This is a genomic window from Saccharopolyspora hirsuta (genome assembly GCF_008630535.1).
GTDB classification, from domain to species: Bacteria; Actinomycetota; Actinomycetes; order Mycobacteriales; family Pseudonocardiaceae; genus Saccharopolyspora; species Saccharopolyspora hirsuta.
Genome location: NZ_VWPH01000003.1, coordinates 166,268 through 183,289 on the forward strand (window position 1 = coordinate 166,268; position 17,022 = coordinate 183,289).

The 17,022-nt window shown below is 70.1% G+C and carries 18 protein-coding genes; 11 read left to right on the forward strand and 7 right to left on the reverse strand.

Annotated features, from left to right (window positions below):
* The first annotated feature begins 58 nt into the window (after positions 1–58).
* Positions 59–682: a hypothetical protein gene (locus F1721_RS06975; RefSeq protein ID WP_150065733.1), complete on the forward strand. Its 624-nt coding sequence runs from the start codon at positions 59–61 to the stop codon at positions 680–682.
* A gap of 121 nt (positions 683–803) precedes the next feature.
* Here F1721_RS06975 and pcaD read toward each other — a convergent pair whose 3' ends face one another.
* Complete coding sequence (pcaD, locus tag F1721_RS06980) at positions 804–1,607, reverse strand: 3-oxoadipate enol-lactonase (protein WP_211840360.1); 804 nt, start codon at positions 1,605–1,607, stop codon at positions 804–806.
* Between the two features lie 73 nt (positions 1,608–1,680).
* Between pcaD and F1721_RS06985 the strand changes: the two genes are divergently transcribed.
* Positions 1,681–2,616, forward strand: coding sequence for a LysR family transcriptional regulator (locus F1721_RS06985; RefSeq protein WP_150065734.1), 936 nt, complete (start codon positions 1,681–1,683; stop codon positions 2,614–2,616).
* A gap of 47 nt (positions 2,617–2,663) precedes the next feature.
* Positions 2,664–3,524 (forward strand): M15 family metallopeptidase, encoded by an 861-nt coding sequence (locus tag F1721_RS06990; protein ID WP_150065735.1) that lies wholly within the window; start codon positions 2,664–2,666, stop codon positions 3,522–3,524.
* A 3-nt stretch (positions 3,525–3,527) separates the two neighbouring features.
* Here F1721_RS06990 and F1721_RS06995 read toward each other — a convergent pair whose 3' ends face one another.
* The 3 genes from F1721_RS06995 to F1721_RS07005 form a co-directional block, all read right to left on the reverse strand.
* Complete coding sequence (locus tag F1721_RS06995) at positions 3,528–4,223, reverse strand: hypothetical protein (RefSeq protein ID WP_150065736.1); 696 nt, start codon at positions 4,221–4,223, stop codon at positions 3,528–3,530.
* Positions 4,224–4,314: 91 nt separating this feature from the next.
* Complete coding sequence (locus tag F1721_RS07000; RefSeq protein WP_150065737.1) at positions 4,315–4,995, reverse strand: DUF899 family protein; 681 nt, start codon at positions 4,993–4,995, stop codon at positions 4,315–4,317.
* A gap of 77 nt (positions 4,996–5,072) precedes the next feature.
* On the reverse strand, positions 5,073–5,672 hold the full coding sequence (locus F1721_RS07005; protein ID WP_150065738.1) for a cysteine hydrolase family protein: 600 nt from the start codon (positions 5,670–5,672) through the stop codon (positions 5,073–5,075).
* Positions 5,673–5,720: 48 nt separating this feature from the next.
* Between F1721_RS07005 and F1721_RS07010 the strand changes: the two genes are divergently transcribed.
* The 3 genes from F1721_RS07010 (at position 5,721) to F1721_RS07020 (ending at position 7,552) form a co-directional block, all read left to right on the forward strand.
* On the forward strand, positions 5,721–6,083 hold the full coding sequence (locus tag F1721_RS07010) for a VOC family protein (protein WP_150065739.1): 363 nt from the start codon (positions 5,721–5,723) through the stop codon (positions 6,081–6,083).
* Positions 6,084–6,166: 83 nt separating this feature from the next.
* Complete coding sequence (locus tag F1721_RS07015) at positions 6,167–6,898, forward strand: D-Ala-D-Ala carboxypeptidase family metallohydrolase (protein WP_246154393.1); 732 nt, start codon at positions 6,167–6,169, stop codon at positions 6,896–6,898.
* Positions 6,899–7,027: 129 nt separating this feature from the next.
* A complete protein-coding gene (locus F1721_RS07020; RefSeq protein WP_150065741.1) occupies positions 7,028–7,552 on the forward strand; it encodes a DUF4352 domain-containing protein in 525 nt (174 codons plus the stop codon).
* Positions 7,553–7,556: 4 nt separating this feature from the next.
* On the opposite strand, the gene F1721_RS07025 is transcribed toward F1721_RS07020, so the two are convergent.
* Positions 7,557–8,717: an endonuclease/exonuclease/phosphatase family protein gene (locus F1721_RS07025; RefSeq protein ID WP_150065742.1), complete on the reverse strand. Its 1,161-nt coding sequence runs from the start codon at positions 8,715–8,717 to the stop codon at positions 7,557–7,559.
* Positions 8,718–9,109: 392 nt separating this feature from the next.
* A complete protein-coding gene (locus tag F1721_RS07030) occupies positions 9,110–10,621 on the reverse strand; it encodes a M28 family metallopeptidase (RefSeq protein WP_150065743.1) in 1,512 nt (503 codons plus the stop codon).
* A 181-nt stretch (positions 10,622–10,802) separates the two neighbouring features.
* Between F1721_RS07030 and F1721_RS07035 the strand changes: the two genes are divergently transcribed.
* Positions 10,803–11,780 (forward strand): NAD(P)H-quinone oxidoreductase, encoded by a 978-nt coding sequence (locus tag F1721_RS07035; protein WP_150065744.1) that lies wholly within the window; start codon positions 10,803–10,805, stop codon positions 11,778–11,780.
* A 428-nt stretch (positions 11,781–12,208) separates the two neighbouring features.
* On the opposite strand, the gene F1721_RS07040 is transcribed toward F1721_RS07035, so the two are convergent.
* Positions 12,209–13,408 (reverse strand): cysteine desulfurase-like protein, encoded by a 1,200-nt coding sequence (locus tag F1721_RS07040; protein WP_150065745.1) that lies wholly within the window; start codon positions 13,406–13,408, stop codon positions 12,209–12,211.
* Between the two features lie 227 nt (positions 13,409–13,635).
* Here F1721_RS07040 and F1721_RS07045 point away from each other — a divergent pair, with 227 nt between their 5' ends.
* The 4 genes from F1721_RS07045 to glfT1 all read left to right on the forward strand — a co-directional run bounded on the left by F1721_RS07045 (position 13,636) and on the right by glfT1 (position 16,958).
* Positions 13,636–14,163, forward strand: coding sequence for a bacterial proteasome activator family protein (locus F1721_RS07045; protein ID WP_150065746.1), 528 nt, complete (start codon positions 13,636–13,638; stop codon positions 14,161–14,163).
* 187 nt (positions 14,164–14,350) lie between these two features.
* Positions 14,351–15,214 carry a galactan export ABC transporter permease subunit Wzm/RfbD gene (gene wzm / locus F1721_RS07050; protein ID WP_211840361.1) on the forward strand — a complete coding sequence of 288 codons (864 nt, stop codon included), beginning with the start codon at positions 14,351–14,353 and terminating at the stop codon, positions 15,212–15,214.
* Between the two features lie 14 nt (positions 15,215–15,228).
* Entirely contained in the window at positions 15,229–16,047 is an 819-nt protein-coding gene (gene wzt / locus F1721_RS07055) for a galactan export ABC transporter ATP-binding subunit Wzt/RfbE (protein ID WP_150065747.1), read from the forward strand.
* Positions 16,044–16,958 carry a galactofuranosyltransferase GlfT1 gene (gene glfT1, locus F1721_RS07060; protein WP_150065748.1) on the forward strand — a complete coding sequence of 305 codons (915 nt, stop codon included), beginning with the start codon at positions 16,044–16,046 and terminating at the stop codon, positions 16,956–16,958. The genes wzt and glfT1 overlap by 4 nt, the downstream gene beginning before the upstream one ends.
* Positions 16,959–17,022 lie beyond the last annotated feature (64 nt).

Below are 17,022 nucleotides of genomic sequence, written 5' to 3' on the forward strand. Positions count from 1 at the left end.
GCTGGCTGCGTCCCCGTTTCGCAGCGGGCGGGGCGGGGGTTCGGGCACACTGCGAGCGGTGAGCTTCCGCGATCAGGTCCCGACTTCTGAGCAGATCGAGGCGCTGGACCACGAGTTGCGGGTCAGCCCGGGCACCGCCTACGGCGACGAGGTCTCCGCCGTGCTCGACTGGTTGCGCGAGGAGCGGCCGAACGGCGGGGCGCACCTGGCGCGGTTCCGGTTCGGTCCGCACCCGGTGCTCGACTGGTTCGCCACCCGGAACCGGTTGCCCGAGCTGAACTGCATGCTCGACCACCCCGTCGTGCGCGGCACCCTCCCCGCCGAGTTCCAGCAGCCGTTCCCGCTCCCCGAAGCCGCGGAGCGCTATCGGCGGGGCTGGATCCCGGGCGTGTCGATGCAGCTCAGCAGGGAGTGGGCGTGGAGCTTGTACGCCGGTGGCATGCACACGTCCGTCGATCTGACGTTGACCGCGGAAGAGCGGGAGCAACGCGCCCACCGCGCCATCGACGCCGGGCAGGCGCTGTACTCGGCCTTGTTCCGCGACCGGTACGCCGCCATCAACGTGTACAGGACGCCGGACCCGTGGTGCGCGTGGTTCCCGGGCCTGTTCAACAGCACGTGGGCCGCCTACGACCTGGACGAGCGGACGTTGCTGTTGCTGTGCGTCACCGACATGGACTGAGCGGCGCGTTCAGGCCAGGCCCGCGTCGCCGCCAGCTGCTCCTGCAAGCCGCGTGCACGGATGATCGCCGCGCTTCGGGCATGACCTGATTCTGCCGCGCAGCTTGAGAAGTGCGCCGCGCTCAGCGCTCCTCGGTGAGGAAGGTCAGGACGGCTTCCAGGAACTCCGGTTGGGCTTCGACGTTGGCCATGTGGACCGTCGGGAGGATGGTGAGGCTCGCGCCGGGGACGATCTCGGCGAGCTCCTTGCCGTGGGCGGCGGACGTGACGGTGTCGTGCTCGCCCGCGATGACCAGCGTCGGGGCCTCGATGAGCGCGGCCGTGCGGCGCAGGTCGTAGTCGCGCACCGCTGCCCAACTACCGGCCACCCCCTCGCGCTTCGTGGCGAGCAGGGTGCGGCGGAAGGGCTCGACGACCTCGTCCTGCAGCATGTGGGGCGGGAACCAGTTGTTCAGGAACCTCTCCGCGGTGGCCCGCATGTCGGGGGCCGCCAGGAGGTCGGCGATCGGCTGGTCCCACTGGTCGGCAGGGCCGAGGTTCGCCGCGGTGTTGGAGAGCACCAGGCGGTCGACGCGCTCCGGGACGTGGATCCCCAACCACTGCGCGACGATCCCGCCCAGGGACAGGCCAAGCACGTGCACCCGCTGCAGGCCCAGGGCGTCCAGCAGCTCCACCACGTCGCGGCCCAGCCGGTCCAGGGAGTACGGGCCGCTCGGGACGTCGGAGGCGCCGTGGCCGCGCGCGTCGTAGCGCAGCACCCGGAAGTGCTCGGTGAGCGCGGGCACCTGGCCGTCCCACATGTGGAGGTCCGTCCCGATGGAGTTCGAGAGCAGCAGCACCGGCTTGTCCCGGTCCCCGTCGAAGCGGTAGGCGATGCGGACGCCGTCGCCGGTGGTGATCCCCATGTCAGCGTTCTCAGCGGTCATGCGCTCAGCCTATGGAGCCCTCCTGCAGACAGCTATTACAAAGATCGGACGGTCCTTGTAGATTGCTTGGACAATGTTCACGCTCCACGAGTTGCAGTGCTTCAACGCCGTCGTGCTCGACGGCGGGTTCCAGGCCGCCGCCGAGCGGCTGCACCGCTCCCACCCCTCGGTGTTCGCAGCGGTCTCCAAGCTGGAGCGCCAGCTGGGCCTGGAGCTGCTGGACCGCTCGGGCTACCGGGTTCAGCTCACCGAGGCGGGGCGCGCCTTCCACCGCAAGGTGCGCTTCCTGCTGCACGAGGCCGAGGAGCTGCAGACCTACGCCGCGCAGCTGGCGATGGGCGAAGAGGCCGAACTGCGCGTGGTGTTCGGAGACCTGTGCCCGCTGCCACCGGTGCTGGAGCTGCTCAGCCGCTTCTTCGCGGAACGCCCGCAGACACGGCTGCACCTGCAGTTCGAGACGATCACCGGCCCGTGGGAGCGGCTGCTGGAGGACGAGGCCGACCTCATCGTGCACCGCGTCCCCAAGAGCGACGTGCGGATGGAGTGGATCGACCTCGGCCGCGTCGCGCTGGTGCCCGTCGTGGCGCCCGGTTTCCTGCCCTTCCCGCCGGACACCGACATCACGCCGCAGCGGATGCAGACCTTCACCCAGTGCGTGGTCCGGGATTCGGCGCGGAACCCGTTCGAGCAGGGCCACTTCCTGGTCGAGGGCGCGCCCCGGAGCTCGGTGCCGGACCACCTCATGAAGAAGGAGCTGATCCTGCACGGCATGGCCTGGGGGCACCTGCCGCGGTTCCTGATCGAGCAGGAGCTGCGCGACGGGCGCCTGCTCTCCATCGCCGGGCGGCACTTCCCCGGCGTGGTCGAGGACCTCTCCGCGGCGCGCCGCCGCGACCGGCCGCACGGACCGGTCGCCGACCAGCTGTGGGACTTCCTGGCCAGCAACGCGCCGGTCCTGCGGCCGGGGCTGGGCCGGGTGGCCCGGATGAAGAGGCCACCGGCGGGCTAGGAGTCGCTCGCAGCGCCGGGTGGGACGAGCGGGGTTAGCGTGGCGGGATGACCCGACGGCTCCTCTCGGCAGCGGCGTTCGCGCTGGTAGCGGCGGCGTGCGGGACGACCGCGCCACCCGCTCCGGCACCGCCGCCACCCGCTCCGGCACCGCCGCCACCCGCGCCCAGCTCTCCTGCGCCGAGCCCGACGCCCACGCCGGAGGTCGAGCACGCGCCGCCCGGTTTCGTGCGGCTGCGCGACGTCGACCCCTCGATCGTCGAGGAGATCCGCTACGCGACGCCGCACAACTTCACCGGCGATCCGGTGCCGGGCTACGACGAGCCGATGTGCGTCGTGACGCAGCCGCTCGCCGAAGCGCTCCGCGCGGCGCAGCAACGATTCACGAGCCAGGGCTACACCCTCAAGGTCTACGACTGCTACCGGCCGCAGCGCGCCGACGGGCACTTCGTCGCGTGGGCGGAGGACGTCGACGACCAGCGCATGAAGGACGAGTTCTACCCGGGCCTGGACAAGTCGCGGCTGTTCGCCGACGGCTACATCGCCGAGAGGTCCGGGCACAGCCGGGGCAGCTCGGTCGATTTGACGCTCGTGCGGCTGCCCGTCAGCCCCCAGCGCCCCTACGTGCCTGGCGAGCCGCTGACCTCGTGCACCGCCCCGGCCGGGCAGCGGTTCCCGGACAACAGCATCGACATGGGAACCGGTTACGACTGCTTCGACAGCCGGTCGCACACCGACGACCCGCGCGTGACCGGCGAGGCCGCGGCCAACCGGAACCTGCTGCGCGACGTGCTCACCTCGGTCGGCCTGAAGAACTACGCCTACGAGTGGTGGCACTTCAACCTGCCCCGCGAACCGTTCCCGGACCGGTACTTCGACTTCCCGGTGAACAGCGCGGCCTTCCGGTGACCGCTAGCGCAGCCGCTCGGCCAGGCGGGCCCTCAGCGGCTCGTAGTCGTGGTCGGGGAAGATCTCCGGCAGCGCTTCGAGCATGTCCGCCAACCGGTCCGGTGTGCGGTCGTACTCCTCGGTTCCCAGCGGCGCTTCGGTGAAGAGGTGCTGCCAGTCGTAAGCACCCTTGGTGATGCGCAGCGCTTCGAGGTAACCGGGGTAGTCGAGGTCCATCTTCCAGAGCCGGCTGTGCGAGTCCGAGTACCAGACCTCGGGGTTCCCCACCCCGGGTTGGAGCCGGATCGCGGCGAAGTGACCGGCGCCGGTGACCGGGCCCTCGTCGATGACCCGGAGCTCCGCGCCCACCCGGCGCTCGGCCTCGGAGTGCAGCGACGACTCGAAGCTCGGCGGGTCCTCGTGGACGAGCAGCGCGAGCGGTGTGAGGTGGAACTCGCCCGCCACCCACGCGTGCGGACCGGCTGTCTGCCACTGGCGACCGAGCTCGGCGAAGCGGATGTTGAGCTCGCACAACGACCGGTCCAGGCTGATGCCCTCCCAGTCCTCCAAGTCGTCGAACGACCCGGAGGCGTCGGTGGCTTCCAGCTGAACGTCCCCCTGGTGCTCGTAGGACACCTCGATCGCCGGGTTCTCGTCCAACGCGCGGACGACCTCGAGCCAGCTCCGCTCGTACGCCGTCGGCTCGGTGAAGTCGGTCATCCTCGGTCTCCTGTCCCGTGCACCCTCGGCGGCGCGGCCCTGCCAGCTCATCACATCCCGGCGGCGCGGTGGGCGGATTCCGACCAGTCCGCTAGTAGTCGAGGGTCGGGTACCAGTCGCCGCGGCCCCGGGGCGTCAGGTCGAGGACGTGCCAGACCGGGGTCAGGAGATCGATGCCGCGCTCGTCGATCTCCTCGGACATGCGGGGGTGCGCCGAGTAGACGTGGCGCACCGCGCCGCTGTCGTCGCGGGTGAACACCGACACCGCCGAATCCTGACCGCCCTCCTCGTCCTCGCTGGCCAGGTCGCGCTTGAACGTGCTCTTCGCAGCGCTGAGCAGGCGCAGCCCCGACCAGCCCCGATTCCGGGCGTGCTCGCGCAGCGCAGGCAGGTCGGCCGCGGCCACGATCGCGAAATCCACGTTCCGCCCCAGGTGGTGGGCGACCCCGTTGAACCCGTCGACCCACATCGTGCACATCGGACACGGCTCGGTCTGCGCCTTGCCGTACATGAGGTGGTAGACGACGAGATCGCGGTCCGGCCCGGTGAACAGCTCGCTCAACCGCACCTCCCGCACCGGCTCATCACCGGCGTCCAGATCCGCCGGGCCCTCCTCGAACGCGTAGTCGTCGACGACCGGCCCCAGCGGGAGCCGACGGCGCTGGTCGGCGACCCGCTCGCGGTGCCGCATCAACTCGATCTCGGCCTCGCGCAGCTCCTCCCGGGCGCGGACGTACTCGGCCGTCTCCCCGGCGAGATTGGTCTGGCGCATGGCTCCCCCTCCCCTCAGCTGCCCCCATCGTCTGCTCCGGCAGCGGGGATCGCCAGGTCACAGGGTCGAGGCGGGGCTTAGGCGTTGTACGCCTGCTGGACGGCTTCGGCCGCCGTCACGCAGCCCGCGGTGGTCAGGTCCAGGTTGGCCAGGGAGGCTTCGTGGGTCTGCTCGTCGGCCGCGGTCACGCAGTCGCTGACGACTCGGACGTGGAAGCCGAGGTCGGTGGCGTGGCGGGCCGTCTGCTCCACCGTCAGATTCGTCGCCACCCCGGTCAGGAACAGCGTGTCGACGTCCCGGTCGCGGAGCCAGGCCGCCAGGTCGTTGCCCGCGAGACCGGAGAGCTTCTGGTTGTCCACCACGTGGTTCGGCTGGTTCGCCATCTCGGGGATCAGGGCCGAGCCCGGCGCGTCCGGGCGGAAGGACTCCTGCGCCTCGCCGACGGCCTGCATGAAACCCGTGTTGCGGACCAGCTGGCCCTCGCCCTCCGGGATGGTGAAGCGGGTGAACACCAGGTCCGCGCCCGCTTCGGCGGCAGCCGCGTGGAACCGCGCGGCGCGTTCCACGACCCCGCTCCGGGCCACCGGTTCGGCGAGCATCCCGCCGAAGAAGCCCTCGGGCTTGATCACGTTGACCTGCCAGTGCAGTGCCAGCACGGCACACCTGCGCTCACCCATCCGGCGATTCTGCCGCACGCTGTCGGGGGTTCGGGACACACTCCCGACATGTCCTCGCAGACCCACCACGCGCTCGACTACGTCGAGATCGCGGTCACCGACTTCGCCGCCGCCAAGGCGTTCTACGGCAACGCCTTCGGCTGGACCTTCACGGACTACGGCCCCGGACCGGCCTACGTCGGGATCCGCGGCGGCGGCGACGCCGAGGTCGGCGGTTTCCGGTTGACCGACCAGGTCACCGCCGGTGGACCGCTGGTCCTGCTGTACTCCACCGACCTGGACGCCAGCGCGCAGGCCGTGCACGACGCGGGCGGAACGGTCACGCAGGGGCCGTACGAGTTCCCCGGCGGGCGGCGCTTCCACTTCCTCGACCCCGCGGGCAACGAGCTCGGCGTCTGGTCCGCGCAGTGACCAGAACCCGACAAAGGCCGTTTTCCTCGTGAACTTCTGACATCCTCCGGTTCCTGGCCGCCGATCCGGGAACGGGGATGATCATGTCGACCGGTCCGTTGCGACTCGTCGCCGCGATGGCGATGGCCGCGCTCGTGTTCTCCGGGGTTTCCGCCACCGCAGCACCGGAAGCCGCCGCCTACGACTGGAGCCGCGAGCTCCGCGAGGGCGACAGCGGCGCTGACGTCACCGAGCTGCAGATCAGGGTCGCCGGGTGGGCGGCCGACAGCGCGGAGCAGACCTTCGTCGGCGTGGACGGGAAGTTCGGCCCGGCGACCGAGGCCGCCGTCGTGCGGTTCCAGCAGGCCTACGGGCTCGACGGCACCGGCGTGGTCGACGCCGCGACGCAGGAGAAGCTCAACGCGCTGGAGGATTCCGACGGGTCGACCGCGCACTTCGACTTCGCCGAGTTCCACTCCAAGGACGGCGCCGGGTTCGGCGGTGGGAACGTCGGGGCGAGCACCGTGCAGGAGAACGTGCGGCGGCTGATGTACAAGCTGGAGGCCGTCCGCAAGAAGGCCGGGGACGCCGCGATCACCGTCAACTCCGGCTTCCGCAGCAAGGCGCACAACGAGAACGTCGGCGGCGCGGCCAACAGCCAGCACACCTACGGCATCGCCGCGGACGTCGTGATCAGCGGCAAGAGCGTCGGCCAGACCATCGAGCTGGCCAAGACCTCCGGCATGTCCGGCATCATCCGCTACGACACCTTCACCCACGTCGACAGCCGCGTGGAATACCCGTACGGCACCCAGCACTGGTACTGGAAGGTGTGATTCCGCGCGGGAGCTGTTCCGGAGTTCAATTCAAATGGTTTTGGGATTTGTTCCGGGTTTTCGTGGTGGCGGGCCGTTCCTCGCTGGCATCATCCGTCGCGTTCATTTCGCGTGATCTGATGGGGAAAAGTGAAGAAGTTCATCGCGCCCGCGGTCGGATTGGTCCTGCTCGGCCTGGCCGGATGCGGCGCTGCCAGCGAGCCCACCGCTCCCGCGCCGAGTTCCCGGTCGCAGTCCGAGCAGGCCACGCCGCAGGTCGGCGGCAAGGACGTCGCCTTCGGCGAGACCGCGGGGATCGAGGAGGAGGGCGGCCAGTTCGCCGTCACCGCCGGTCCGCTGCAGGACGTCACCGAGTTCTCCACCCCGCCGGAGGTGGGCAAGTACGTCTCCACCGATGTCTCGGCCGAACTCCTCGGCGGCACCGGCGGCGCAGTCGCGTCGGTCGACTTCATGCTGGTCGACGGCGCGGGCAACCAATACCCGAGCGCCGCGCCGAACGGCACCGACATGACGGGCGTGCTGTTCGCGACGCTGCTGGCGAAGGGCGATTCCGGCAGCGGGAAGGTGTTCTTCGACGTCCCCGCCGACGCCACCGGTCTGAAGCTCGTCTACCAACCGCTCACCGCCACCGAGCCCATCGGCAGCTGGAGCTGACCTGTCAACCGAGCAGGTCGAGCCAGACGAGGTGGTGGTCGGAGGCGTCGTCGAGGCGGGACAGCTCGTCGTTCGCGGTCGGCCAGAACACCCCGGAGCGCAGCGGGACCAGCGGGGCGGACGGCAGCACGTAGTCGATGCGGAGGTTGCCCGGCGACTCGTCGTCGAAGTCGCCCGTGTCGAAGTACGGGCTGCCGCGGTGGGTCTCGTTCGCACCGCCCTGGGTCGCGCTCGCCTCGACCGCTCCGGCGCTGCCGGGCCGCGGGTCGATCACGCGCGGAGCGTGCAGCAGCTCGCGGATGCCGTTGCTGTCGCCGTCCAGCGGGTCGGAGTTCTGGTCACCGGCGACGACGAACCGGGCGCCGGGCCGCAGGCCGCCGCGCACCCCTTCGTCGTCGTAGACGTAGTCGCCGCGCTTCGGCGTCACATAGTCCGCCCAGAACCGGATCTCGTCCTGGTTTCGCAGGACGTTGCGCTGCTCCGGGCCGTCGAAGGCGGGCGGCGTCGGGTGCGAGGTCAGGAAGTGCACCGTGCGGCCGCCGACGTCGATCGGCAGGTCCCAGTGCGACTTCGAGGACAGGCGGACTTGCGCCAGCTCCTCCGGCGTGAACCAGTCCGCGGGTTCCGGCGTCGCCGGGTCGTCCGGCAGGCGTGCGCCCGGCATGTCCGCCCACCGGAACTGCTGGAAGGTGCGGACCTGGCCGATCGGGTACTTCGAGAGCACCACCATGCCGTACTGGCCGGGGAAGGCGCCGAACCCGTGGGCGTCGCCCGGGCCGCCGACGGTGCCGTCGTTGTCGAGGTCCATGCCGGCCGGCACGCCCGTGTTGACCGGTGCGGTGTAGGCGTAGGGGTAGTCGATCGGGTCGGCACCGCGCTGGCCCCGCGCCAGGTAGTTGGTGCGGAAGGCGTCGACCGCGGCGTTGCCCTCGACGTGGTCGAACTCGTTGAGCAGCAGCACGTCCGGGCGGACCCGCTGCACCACCTCGGCCACCTTCCGCGCCTGCTCGTCGTCCGGTGTGGACAGATCGGCGAGCAGCTCGCCCTCGGCGGCGCGGTTGAGCGAGGCGTTGAACGTCGCGAAGCGCACCGGTTCGGCCGCGTTCGCGGTCGGGGTCACCAGCGCGGCGGCCACCGCTGCCACCACCAGTGCGGCACGTTTCACGACATCACCCCTCCCCGGCGGACACGTCGTTCCGCAGTTTCAACTGAAACTGCGATCAGGCCCCCAACGGAATCACAACTTCAATTGAACCTTTTTCATCCTGGCCGTGGACCGCAGCCGCGAAGGGCGAACTGCACCGGTCGGCAGGGGTCGCATGCGCCGCAGGCGCATAACCCACCCTCGCAACTCGCACCGCCGCGGGTTCTCAGCGTTCGCCTGGCGAGGACGGCCCTGACGCCGTGTATTGGGTCATACATAAGTCAGGGCACCCGGAGTCCAGGCGGGCGCTGAGGTTCCGCTACCGGCACCGCGACGCAGAACGAGGTTGGAAAAACCTCGGTGAAACTGCGGTGACGTGCGGGGCACCCGGAGGCGCCCCGCACGCCGATCGGTCAGGACAGGTTGTGGCCGTGGCCGACCTTCGGGCCCTGGTCGAAGCTCTGGGCCATCATCGTGCTCTGCGCGGCGCGCAGCTGGGCGCGCTCCGCGCGGGTCTGCATGCCGTTGACCGCCTCGGTGCTCTGCGAGTAGGCCTGCACGACGTTCGCGATGCCCTTGGTCATCCGCTCCAGCGCCACGCGGTCCACATTGGACAGATTGTCCCGCGCGCTGTGGTAGTTCGGGTCGAACGCGACGCCCGCGGTGCCGCCCCACTTGGCGGCCTGCTCCTCGGTCTTCAGGTCCTCGACGCCGGTGTGCATGCCGCCGGACGGGATGCCCACCGCGATGAACTCGCCGTAGTCCGAGCGGCCGTTGAACTCGCTCGGCTCCGACTCGATGCCCTGCTCGGCCATCGTCGCGATGAAGTCGTCCTTGATCTGGCCCGAGCCCTGCGGGCCGGACGGGCCACCGGTCGAGCCGTCACCGTCGTAGACGAAGTACCCGGCGTTCGGCGAACCGATCATGTCGAAGTTCAGGTACAGCGCGATGTCGAGCTGCTCCTCGAAGCTCAGGCCCTGCACGTACTTCGTCGAGCCGACCAGGCCGGACTCCTCCGCGCCCCACCAGGCGAACCGCACCGCGTTCTGCACGTCCGGGCTGCCGCCCAGCTTCAGCGCGGTCTCCAGCAGACCGGCGCTGCCGGTGCCGTTGTCGTTGATGCCCGGGCCCTCCGGGACGCCGTCCAGGTGCGCCCCGGCCATCACCACGTTGTCGGTGCGCCCGGTCTTGGTCTGCGCGATGACGTTGCGGGTGGTCACGGTCTCGAACCGCGCCTGCACGTCCAGCTTGACCTCGGCCCCGGCCTGCCCGGACAGCGCCTCGCCGACCTGCTTGGTGACCCCGGCGGTGGGGATGCGCCCTGCGGCGGCGTCACCGAGGGTGCCGTTGAGGGGACCGTCGACGTTGTTGTAGATGATCGCGCCCACCGCACCGGCGTCGGACGCGAGCTGCTGCTTCGTCGCGAAGTTGCAGGCACCACGCGAGATGAGCACGACCGTCCCGGTGACGTTCGCGCCGTCGAAGTCGGTGGCCTCGCAGCCCGGCGTGTCGTCGACCGGCAGGACCGACAGCGGAGCGGTCAGCCCGCCCTGCGGGGTCGCCGGGGAGTACTCCAGCGCGTCGCCCTCGGTCGGCTGACCCGCGACGGCCAGGCTGAAGGAGTCCTTGAAGTACGCCTCGTAGGTGAACTCCGGGGTGGACACGTCGAAACCGGCGCGCTGCAGCTTGCCCACGACGTAATCCACGCTGGCCTCGTAGCCCGGCTGACCGGACGCGCGGTTCCCGCCGTTCTGGTCGGCGATCCGCTGCAGCGCGATCAGGTGACGGTTGACGGCATTGCCGTCGATGGTCCTGCCGAGGTCGGCCGGGGCCGCGCTGGCCGGGGTGACAACGAGCATCGCCGCCGCGCAGCCCGCGGCCAGAGCGGTGATCGAACGCCTGGATGTGATGGTTCGCAAACTCATCATGCTCCCCGTTTCGGGTGGATTTCCTGGCGGCAAGCCTTGAGAGGATCACGCTGCGAAGTCAAGGCTCTACCGAGAAGAGTTAAGAACCAGGGACAATTTCCCGTTTTTACCGTATTGTGCGGCTGATCCCCTCCCCGCGCACCGCGCGGACCGTCCGGTTCGGACTACCGTCGCGGGCATGTACGCCATCGCGATCCGTGAGCCGGGTGAACCGGACGTCTTGGAGTGGACCGAACACCCCGACCCGCGACCGGGCCCGGGCGAGGTCCTCATCGACATCGCCGCCAGCGCGGTCAACCGCGCGGACCTCAGCCAGCGGGAGGGCAACTACCCGCCGCCGAAGGGCGCCAGCGACATCCTCGGGCTGGAGTGCTCCGGCACCATCGCCGAACTGGGCGAGGGCGTCGAGGGCTGGCAGGTCGGCGACGAGGTCTGCGCGCTGCTGGCCGGGGGCGGTTACGCCGAGCGCGTCGCGGTGCCCGCCGAGCAGGTGCTGCCCAAGCCCGCCGGGGTCGACCTGGTGGACGCCGCCGGGCTGCCCGAGGTGTGCTGCACCGTCTGGTCCAACGTGGTGATGGAGGCCGGGCTCCGAAGTGGACAGCTGCTGCTGGTGCACGGCGGTGCGGGCGGCATCGGGACCTGCGCGATCCAGATCGGCCGAGCGCTCGGCGCGCGGGTCGCGGCGACCGCGGGGTCGGCGGCGAGCCGCCAGCTGTGCGCCGAGCTCGGCGCGGACCCGGTGATCAGCTACCGGGACGAGGACTTCGTCGCGGTCGTGAAGGAGCTCGGCGGCGCCGACGTCGTCCTGGACAACATGGGCGCGTCCTACCTGGACCGGAACCTGTCCGCGCTGGCCCCCGACGGGCACCTGGCGATCATCGGCATGCAGGGCGGCCGGAAGGCCGAGCTGGACCTGGGGAAGATGCTGGTCAAGCGGCTGCACCTGTCGGTGCTGGGGTTGCGCGGACGGCCGCTGGCGGGCCCGCACGGCAAGGCCGCGATCGTCACCGACGTGCGCGAACGGCTGTGGCCGCTGGTCGAGGCGGGCCGGGTCCGGACCCCGGTGCACGACCGGATCCCGCTGCGCGAAGCGGCCCGCGCCCACGCCGTCCTCGAAGCGGGCGACGTCCGCGGCAAGATCCTCCTGGTCCGCTGACCCGACCGGTGCGTCCTGCGCGATTTCAATGGAAATCGGACATCCGATTTCAATGAGGTTTTTCCAACCTCGTTCTGCGTGGCGGTGCAAGTGGCGGAACCTCAGCGCCCGCCTGGACTCCGGGTGCCCTGACTGATGTATGTCCAATACACGGCGTCAGGGCCGTCCTCGCCAGGCGAACGCTGAGAACCCGCGGCGGTGCGAGTTGCGAGGGTGGGTTATGCGCCTGCGGCGCATAGCGACACCTGCCGACCGGTGCAGTTCGCCCTTCGCGGCTGCGGTCCACGGACAGGATGAAAAAGGCTCAATGGAACTTGCGCCAGGTCGGCGTGTCGGGCGCCCGACACGCCGGTCGCGGGTCGGGACCTGCGCGATTTCAATGGAGATCAGAGGTCTGATCTCCATTGAAATCGCGGGGTGTCGCCTGGTCAGGCGAGTTCGGCGACCGCTCGGACGAGCTGGTCGACCTCGTCCGCGTTGGTGTAGTGCGCCAGGCCGACGCGGACCGCTCCGCCGACCTCCCCGACGCCCAGGACCGCGAAGACGCCGTGGGTGCCGGGGTCGGCGAAGGCGCAGACCCCGCGCTCCGCGAGGTGCTCGACCGCGTCCACCGCCTTCACCCCGGAGACCGTGAACGCCATCGACGGCACCCGGCGCATCGCGTCGCCGATCAGCATCACATGGTTCATCTTGCGGAGCCCGTTGGTCAGGTTCGCCAGCAGACCCGCCTGGTACGACTTCACCGAGCCCAGCGAGGTCAGCAGCCGCTCCCGGCGCGGCCCCACCGCGGCGTCGTCCAACCCGGCCAGGTAGTCCACCGACGCCACCAGACCGGCCAGCAGCGGGTAGGCGTGCGGGCCGAGCTCCATGCGCTCCGCGCCGCGCGCGCCGGGCTCCAGCGCCACCGACGGGAGCTGGTCGAGCATCGCCGCGTTCTTGAACACCAGCGCGCCCACCGGCGGGCCGCCCCACGCGGAGGCGTTCACCGCCACCACGTCGGCGCCCATCGAGGTGATGTCCAGCGGGACGAACGGCGCCGCCGCCGAGGCGTCCACCACGACCAGCGCGCCGTGCTCGGCCGCCGCCTCCGCGGCCTGCCGCACGTCCGGCCGGGTGCCCACCGCGCCGGACGCGGCGGTGATCGCCACGACCTTCGTCCGCGGGGTGACCAGCTCCTGGTACTGCCAGGTGGGCAGCTCGCAGGTCTCGATGTCGACCTCGGCCCAGCGCACCGTCCCGCCGGAGCGCTGCGCCACGCGCTGCCACGGCGCGACGTTGGCCGGGTGGTCCAGCCGGGAGACGACCACGTCGTCACCGATCATCCAGCCGTCACCCAGCGCGTCGGCCAGCCGTTGCAGCAGAACGGCAGAGTTGGGGCCGAGCACGACCCCGGCCGGGTTCGCCCCGACCAGATCAGCAATTGCGCGACGGGCGGCTTCCACGATCGCCTCGGCGCGCTGCGAAGCGGGGAAGATCCCGCCCGGACCGGATACCGGGGCCCGCAGCGCAGTCGACGCCGCGGTCGCCACTTGTTCAGGAACCTGCATGCCTGCCGGGGCGTCCAGGTGCACCCACCCGTCGCCGAGCGCGGGGAACAGCCCGCGAACCGCTGCGACGTCGAACGCCATGCCGCACACGTTACGTACGGGGCGGGCGGTACCGACTGCCGGGTGGCCGATATCGCACCACTCCGTCACCCGCGTGCGATACCGGGTGACGTGGTGTAATCGAGCGCCCGTCCTCGAACTCCCGCGCGAGGCGGGTTCGGGAACGGGTTCCGACCTGTGGCGGACCGAACAGGTCGGCACCGGTCACCGCGCACTCGAAGCGTTCCGCGACGCGCCAGGATGGAGACATGACCCGCGAAGACAGTGAGGGCAGGCCGCAGGTGTTCGTGGTCGGCGAGGACGGCAAGCCGCTCGGCGCCATCGCCGAGGGCGAGCAGCCCGAGCGCGGCGAGGACATCAACGAGCTGGTCGAGCAGCCCGCCAAGGTGATGCGCATCGGCACGATGATCAAGCAGCTGCTGGAGGAGGTCCGGGCGGCGCCGCTGGACGAGGCCAGCCGCAGCCGCCTCAAGGAGATCCACCAGTCCTCCATCCGCGAGCTGGAGCAGGGCCTGGCCCCGGAGCTCATCGAGGAGCTGGAGCGGCTGTCGCTGCCGTTCGCCCAGGAGTCCACGCCGTCGGAGTCCGAGCTGCGGATCGCCCAGGCCCAGCTGGTCGGCTGGCTGGAGGGCCTGTTCCACGGCCTGCAGACGGCGCTGTTCGCCCAGCAGATGGCGGCCCGCGCCCAGCTGGAGCAGATGCGCCGCGGCCTGCCCGCGGGCGGCACCGGCGAGGCCGACCACGGCCCCACCCGCGGCACCGGCCAGTACCTGTGAGGCGCCGGGGTGGCCGCAGTTTCAACTGAAACTGCGGCCACCCCGGGGGGAAGTTCACAGTTTCAATTGGAACTGCGGTTTCCGGGCGGCCCGCGCACGGTGCGTGGGGGTGCCCCGCCGGGTGGTTGCACCGTGGAGTGATGCCCTGGCCCGGAGGGCACTCCATCGATCGGTACTCTGACGCACTGTGCAGTCCACGAGCACGGTAGACCGCCCAGAGGCTCCGCCCGAGACTTCGTCGCAGACCTGGCGGAAAGCCTTCAAGGACATCAGTGACGCCCTCAGCCAGCGACAGCTGTGGGCGCACCTAGGCTGGCAGGACATCAAGCAGCGCTATCGGCGCTCGGTGATCGGCCCGCTGTGGATCACCATCAGCATGGCCGTCACGGTCACCGCGCTCGGCCTGCTGTACTCGCAGCTGTTCGGCATGAAGCTGGAAGACCACCTGCCGTACCTGGCGGTCGGGTTCATCATCTGGGGCTTCATCTCCAACTGCGTCAACGAGGGCTCCGAGGTCTTCATCTCGAACGAGGGGCTGATCAAGCAGCTCCCCGCCCCGGTCACGATCCACGTGCTGCGGCTGCTGTGGCGGCAGGTGCTCTTCTTCGCGCACAACCTCGCCGTCTACTTCGTGCTCCTGCTGCTCTTCCCGAAGCCGCTGTCCCTCACCGCGCTGCTGGCCATCCCGGCGTTCGCGCTGATCGCGATCAACGGCGCCTGGGTGATCATCGTGGTGGGCACCATCTCGACCCGGTTCCGGGACATCCCGCCGGTCACGCAGAGCATCGTGCAGCTGATGTTCTTCATGACGCCGATCGTGTGGAACTACGACCAGTTCCGGGCGCACGAGAACCCGGCGATCGCCGAGCGCGCCAGGCTGGCCGAGCTCAACCCCTTCATGCACTTCCTGGAGATCGTCCGCCAGCCGATGCTGGGCAGCCCGATCGTCTGGCACCACTGGCTGGTCGTCGGCGTGTTCACCGTCGTGGGGTGGGCGGTGGCCCTGGTCGTCCTGCGCAACTACCGCGCCCGCGTCTCCTACTGGGTCTGAGTGAGGTCCGAACTGTGGTCAGCATCGACGTCTGGAACGCAGCGGTCGACTTCCCGATCTTCGACGCGAAGTCCCGCTCGCTGAAGAAGGCCGTGCTCGGCAAGGCCGGTGGCAAGATCGGCACCGACAGCCGGGTGCCGATCATCGAGGCGCTGCACGACATCGACCTGTCGCTGCGGCACGGCGACCGGGTGGCCCTGGTCGGCCACAACGGCGCGGGCAAGTCCACCCTGCTGCGGCTGCTCAGCGGCATCTACGAGCCGACCCGGGGCAGCGCGCGGGTGGTCGGCAAGGTCGCGCCGGTGTTCGACCTCGGCGTGGGCATGGACCCGGAGATCTCCGGCTACGAGAACATCATCATCCGCGGCCTCTTCCTGGGCATGACCCGCAAGGAGATGGAGAAGCGGATCGACGACATCGCCGAGTTCACCGAGCTCGGCGACTACCTGGCGATGCCGCTGCGCACCTACTCCACCGGGATGCGGGTGCGGCTGGCGCTCGGCGTGGTGACCTCGATCGACCCGGAGATCCTGATCCTGGACGAGGGCATCGGCGCGGTGGACGCGGAGTTCCTGGAGAAGGCGCGCGACCGGCTCAACGACCTGGTCAAGCGGTCCGGCATCCTGGTGTTCGCCTCGCACTCCGACGAGTTCCTGATCGAGCTGTGCAGCACCGCCATCTGGATGGACAAGGGCGGCATCCGCGAGCAGGGATCGCTGCGCGAGGTCCTGACGCACTACAAGGGGTACGACCCCTTCGAGCACCTCAGCGAGGAAACCCTGGCCCGGATCGGCGAGTCCGCGGCCACGATCGGGAGCAAAGAAGGCGCATGAGCACCGACTCCGCACAGCAGCTGCCCGCCGGGTCCGTAGTCGCGGTGATCGTCACCAGACACCGTCGCGAGCTGCTGGCCGAGTCCCTGAAGGTCATCGCGAGCCAAACCCGGCTGCCGGACCACCTGGTGGTGGTCGACAACGGGCCCGACCAGTCCGCCGAGGACGTGGTGGCGGACTGCCCGATCCCGTCGACCTACATCGGGTCGCAGCGCAACCTGGGCGGTGCGGGCGGCTTCGCACTCGGCATGCTGACCGCGCTGGCGCTGGGCGCCGAGTGGGTGTGGCTGGGCGACGACGACGGGCGCCCGGCCGACGAGCACGCGCTGGAGACGCTGCTGGACGTCGCCACCAAGCGGCGGCTGGCCGCGGTGTCGCCGGTGGTGGTCAACATCGACACCCCGGACAAGCTGGCGTTCCCGCTGCGCCGCGGGCTGACCTGGAAGCGGCGGGTCAGCGAGCTCGGCGACGGCGACTTCCTGCCCGGCATCGCCTCGCTGTTCAACGGCGCGCTGTTCCGCGCCTCGACGCTGGACGTGGTGGGCGTGCCGGACTACCGGCTGTTCTTCCGCGGTGACGAGGTGGAGATCCACCGGCGCGTGCTGCGCTCCGGGCTGCCGTTCGGCACCACGCTGAAGACCCGGTTCCTGCACCCGGACGGCTCGGCGGAGTTCAAGCCGATGCTGGGCGGCCGGTTCCACGCGCAGGACCCGTCGGACGCGAACAAGCGCTACTACACCTACCGGAACCGGGGCTACCTGCTGTCCCAGCCGGGGATGCGCAAGATCGGCGCGCTCGAGGTGATCCGCTTCGGGCTCTACTTCGTGGGGCAGAAGCGCGATCCGAAGGCCTTCAAGGAATGGCTGCGCCTGGTCCGCCAGGGCCAGCGGGAGCAGTTCTTCCGCCGTTGATTCGGTCGTGAGTACGTAACAGTGTTCGAACACCGTTACGCACTCACGACAACGTCACGAATTG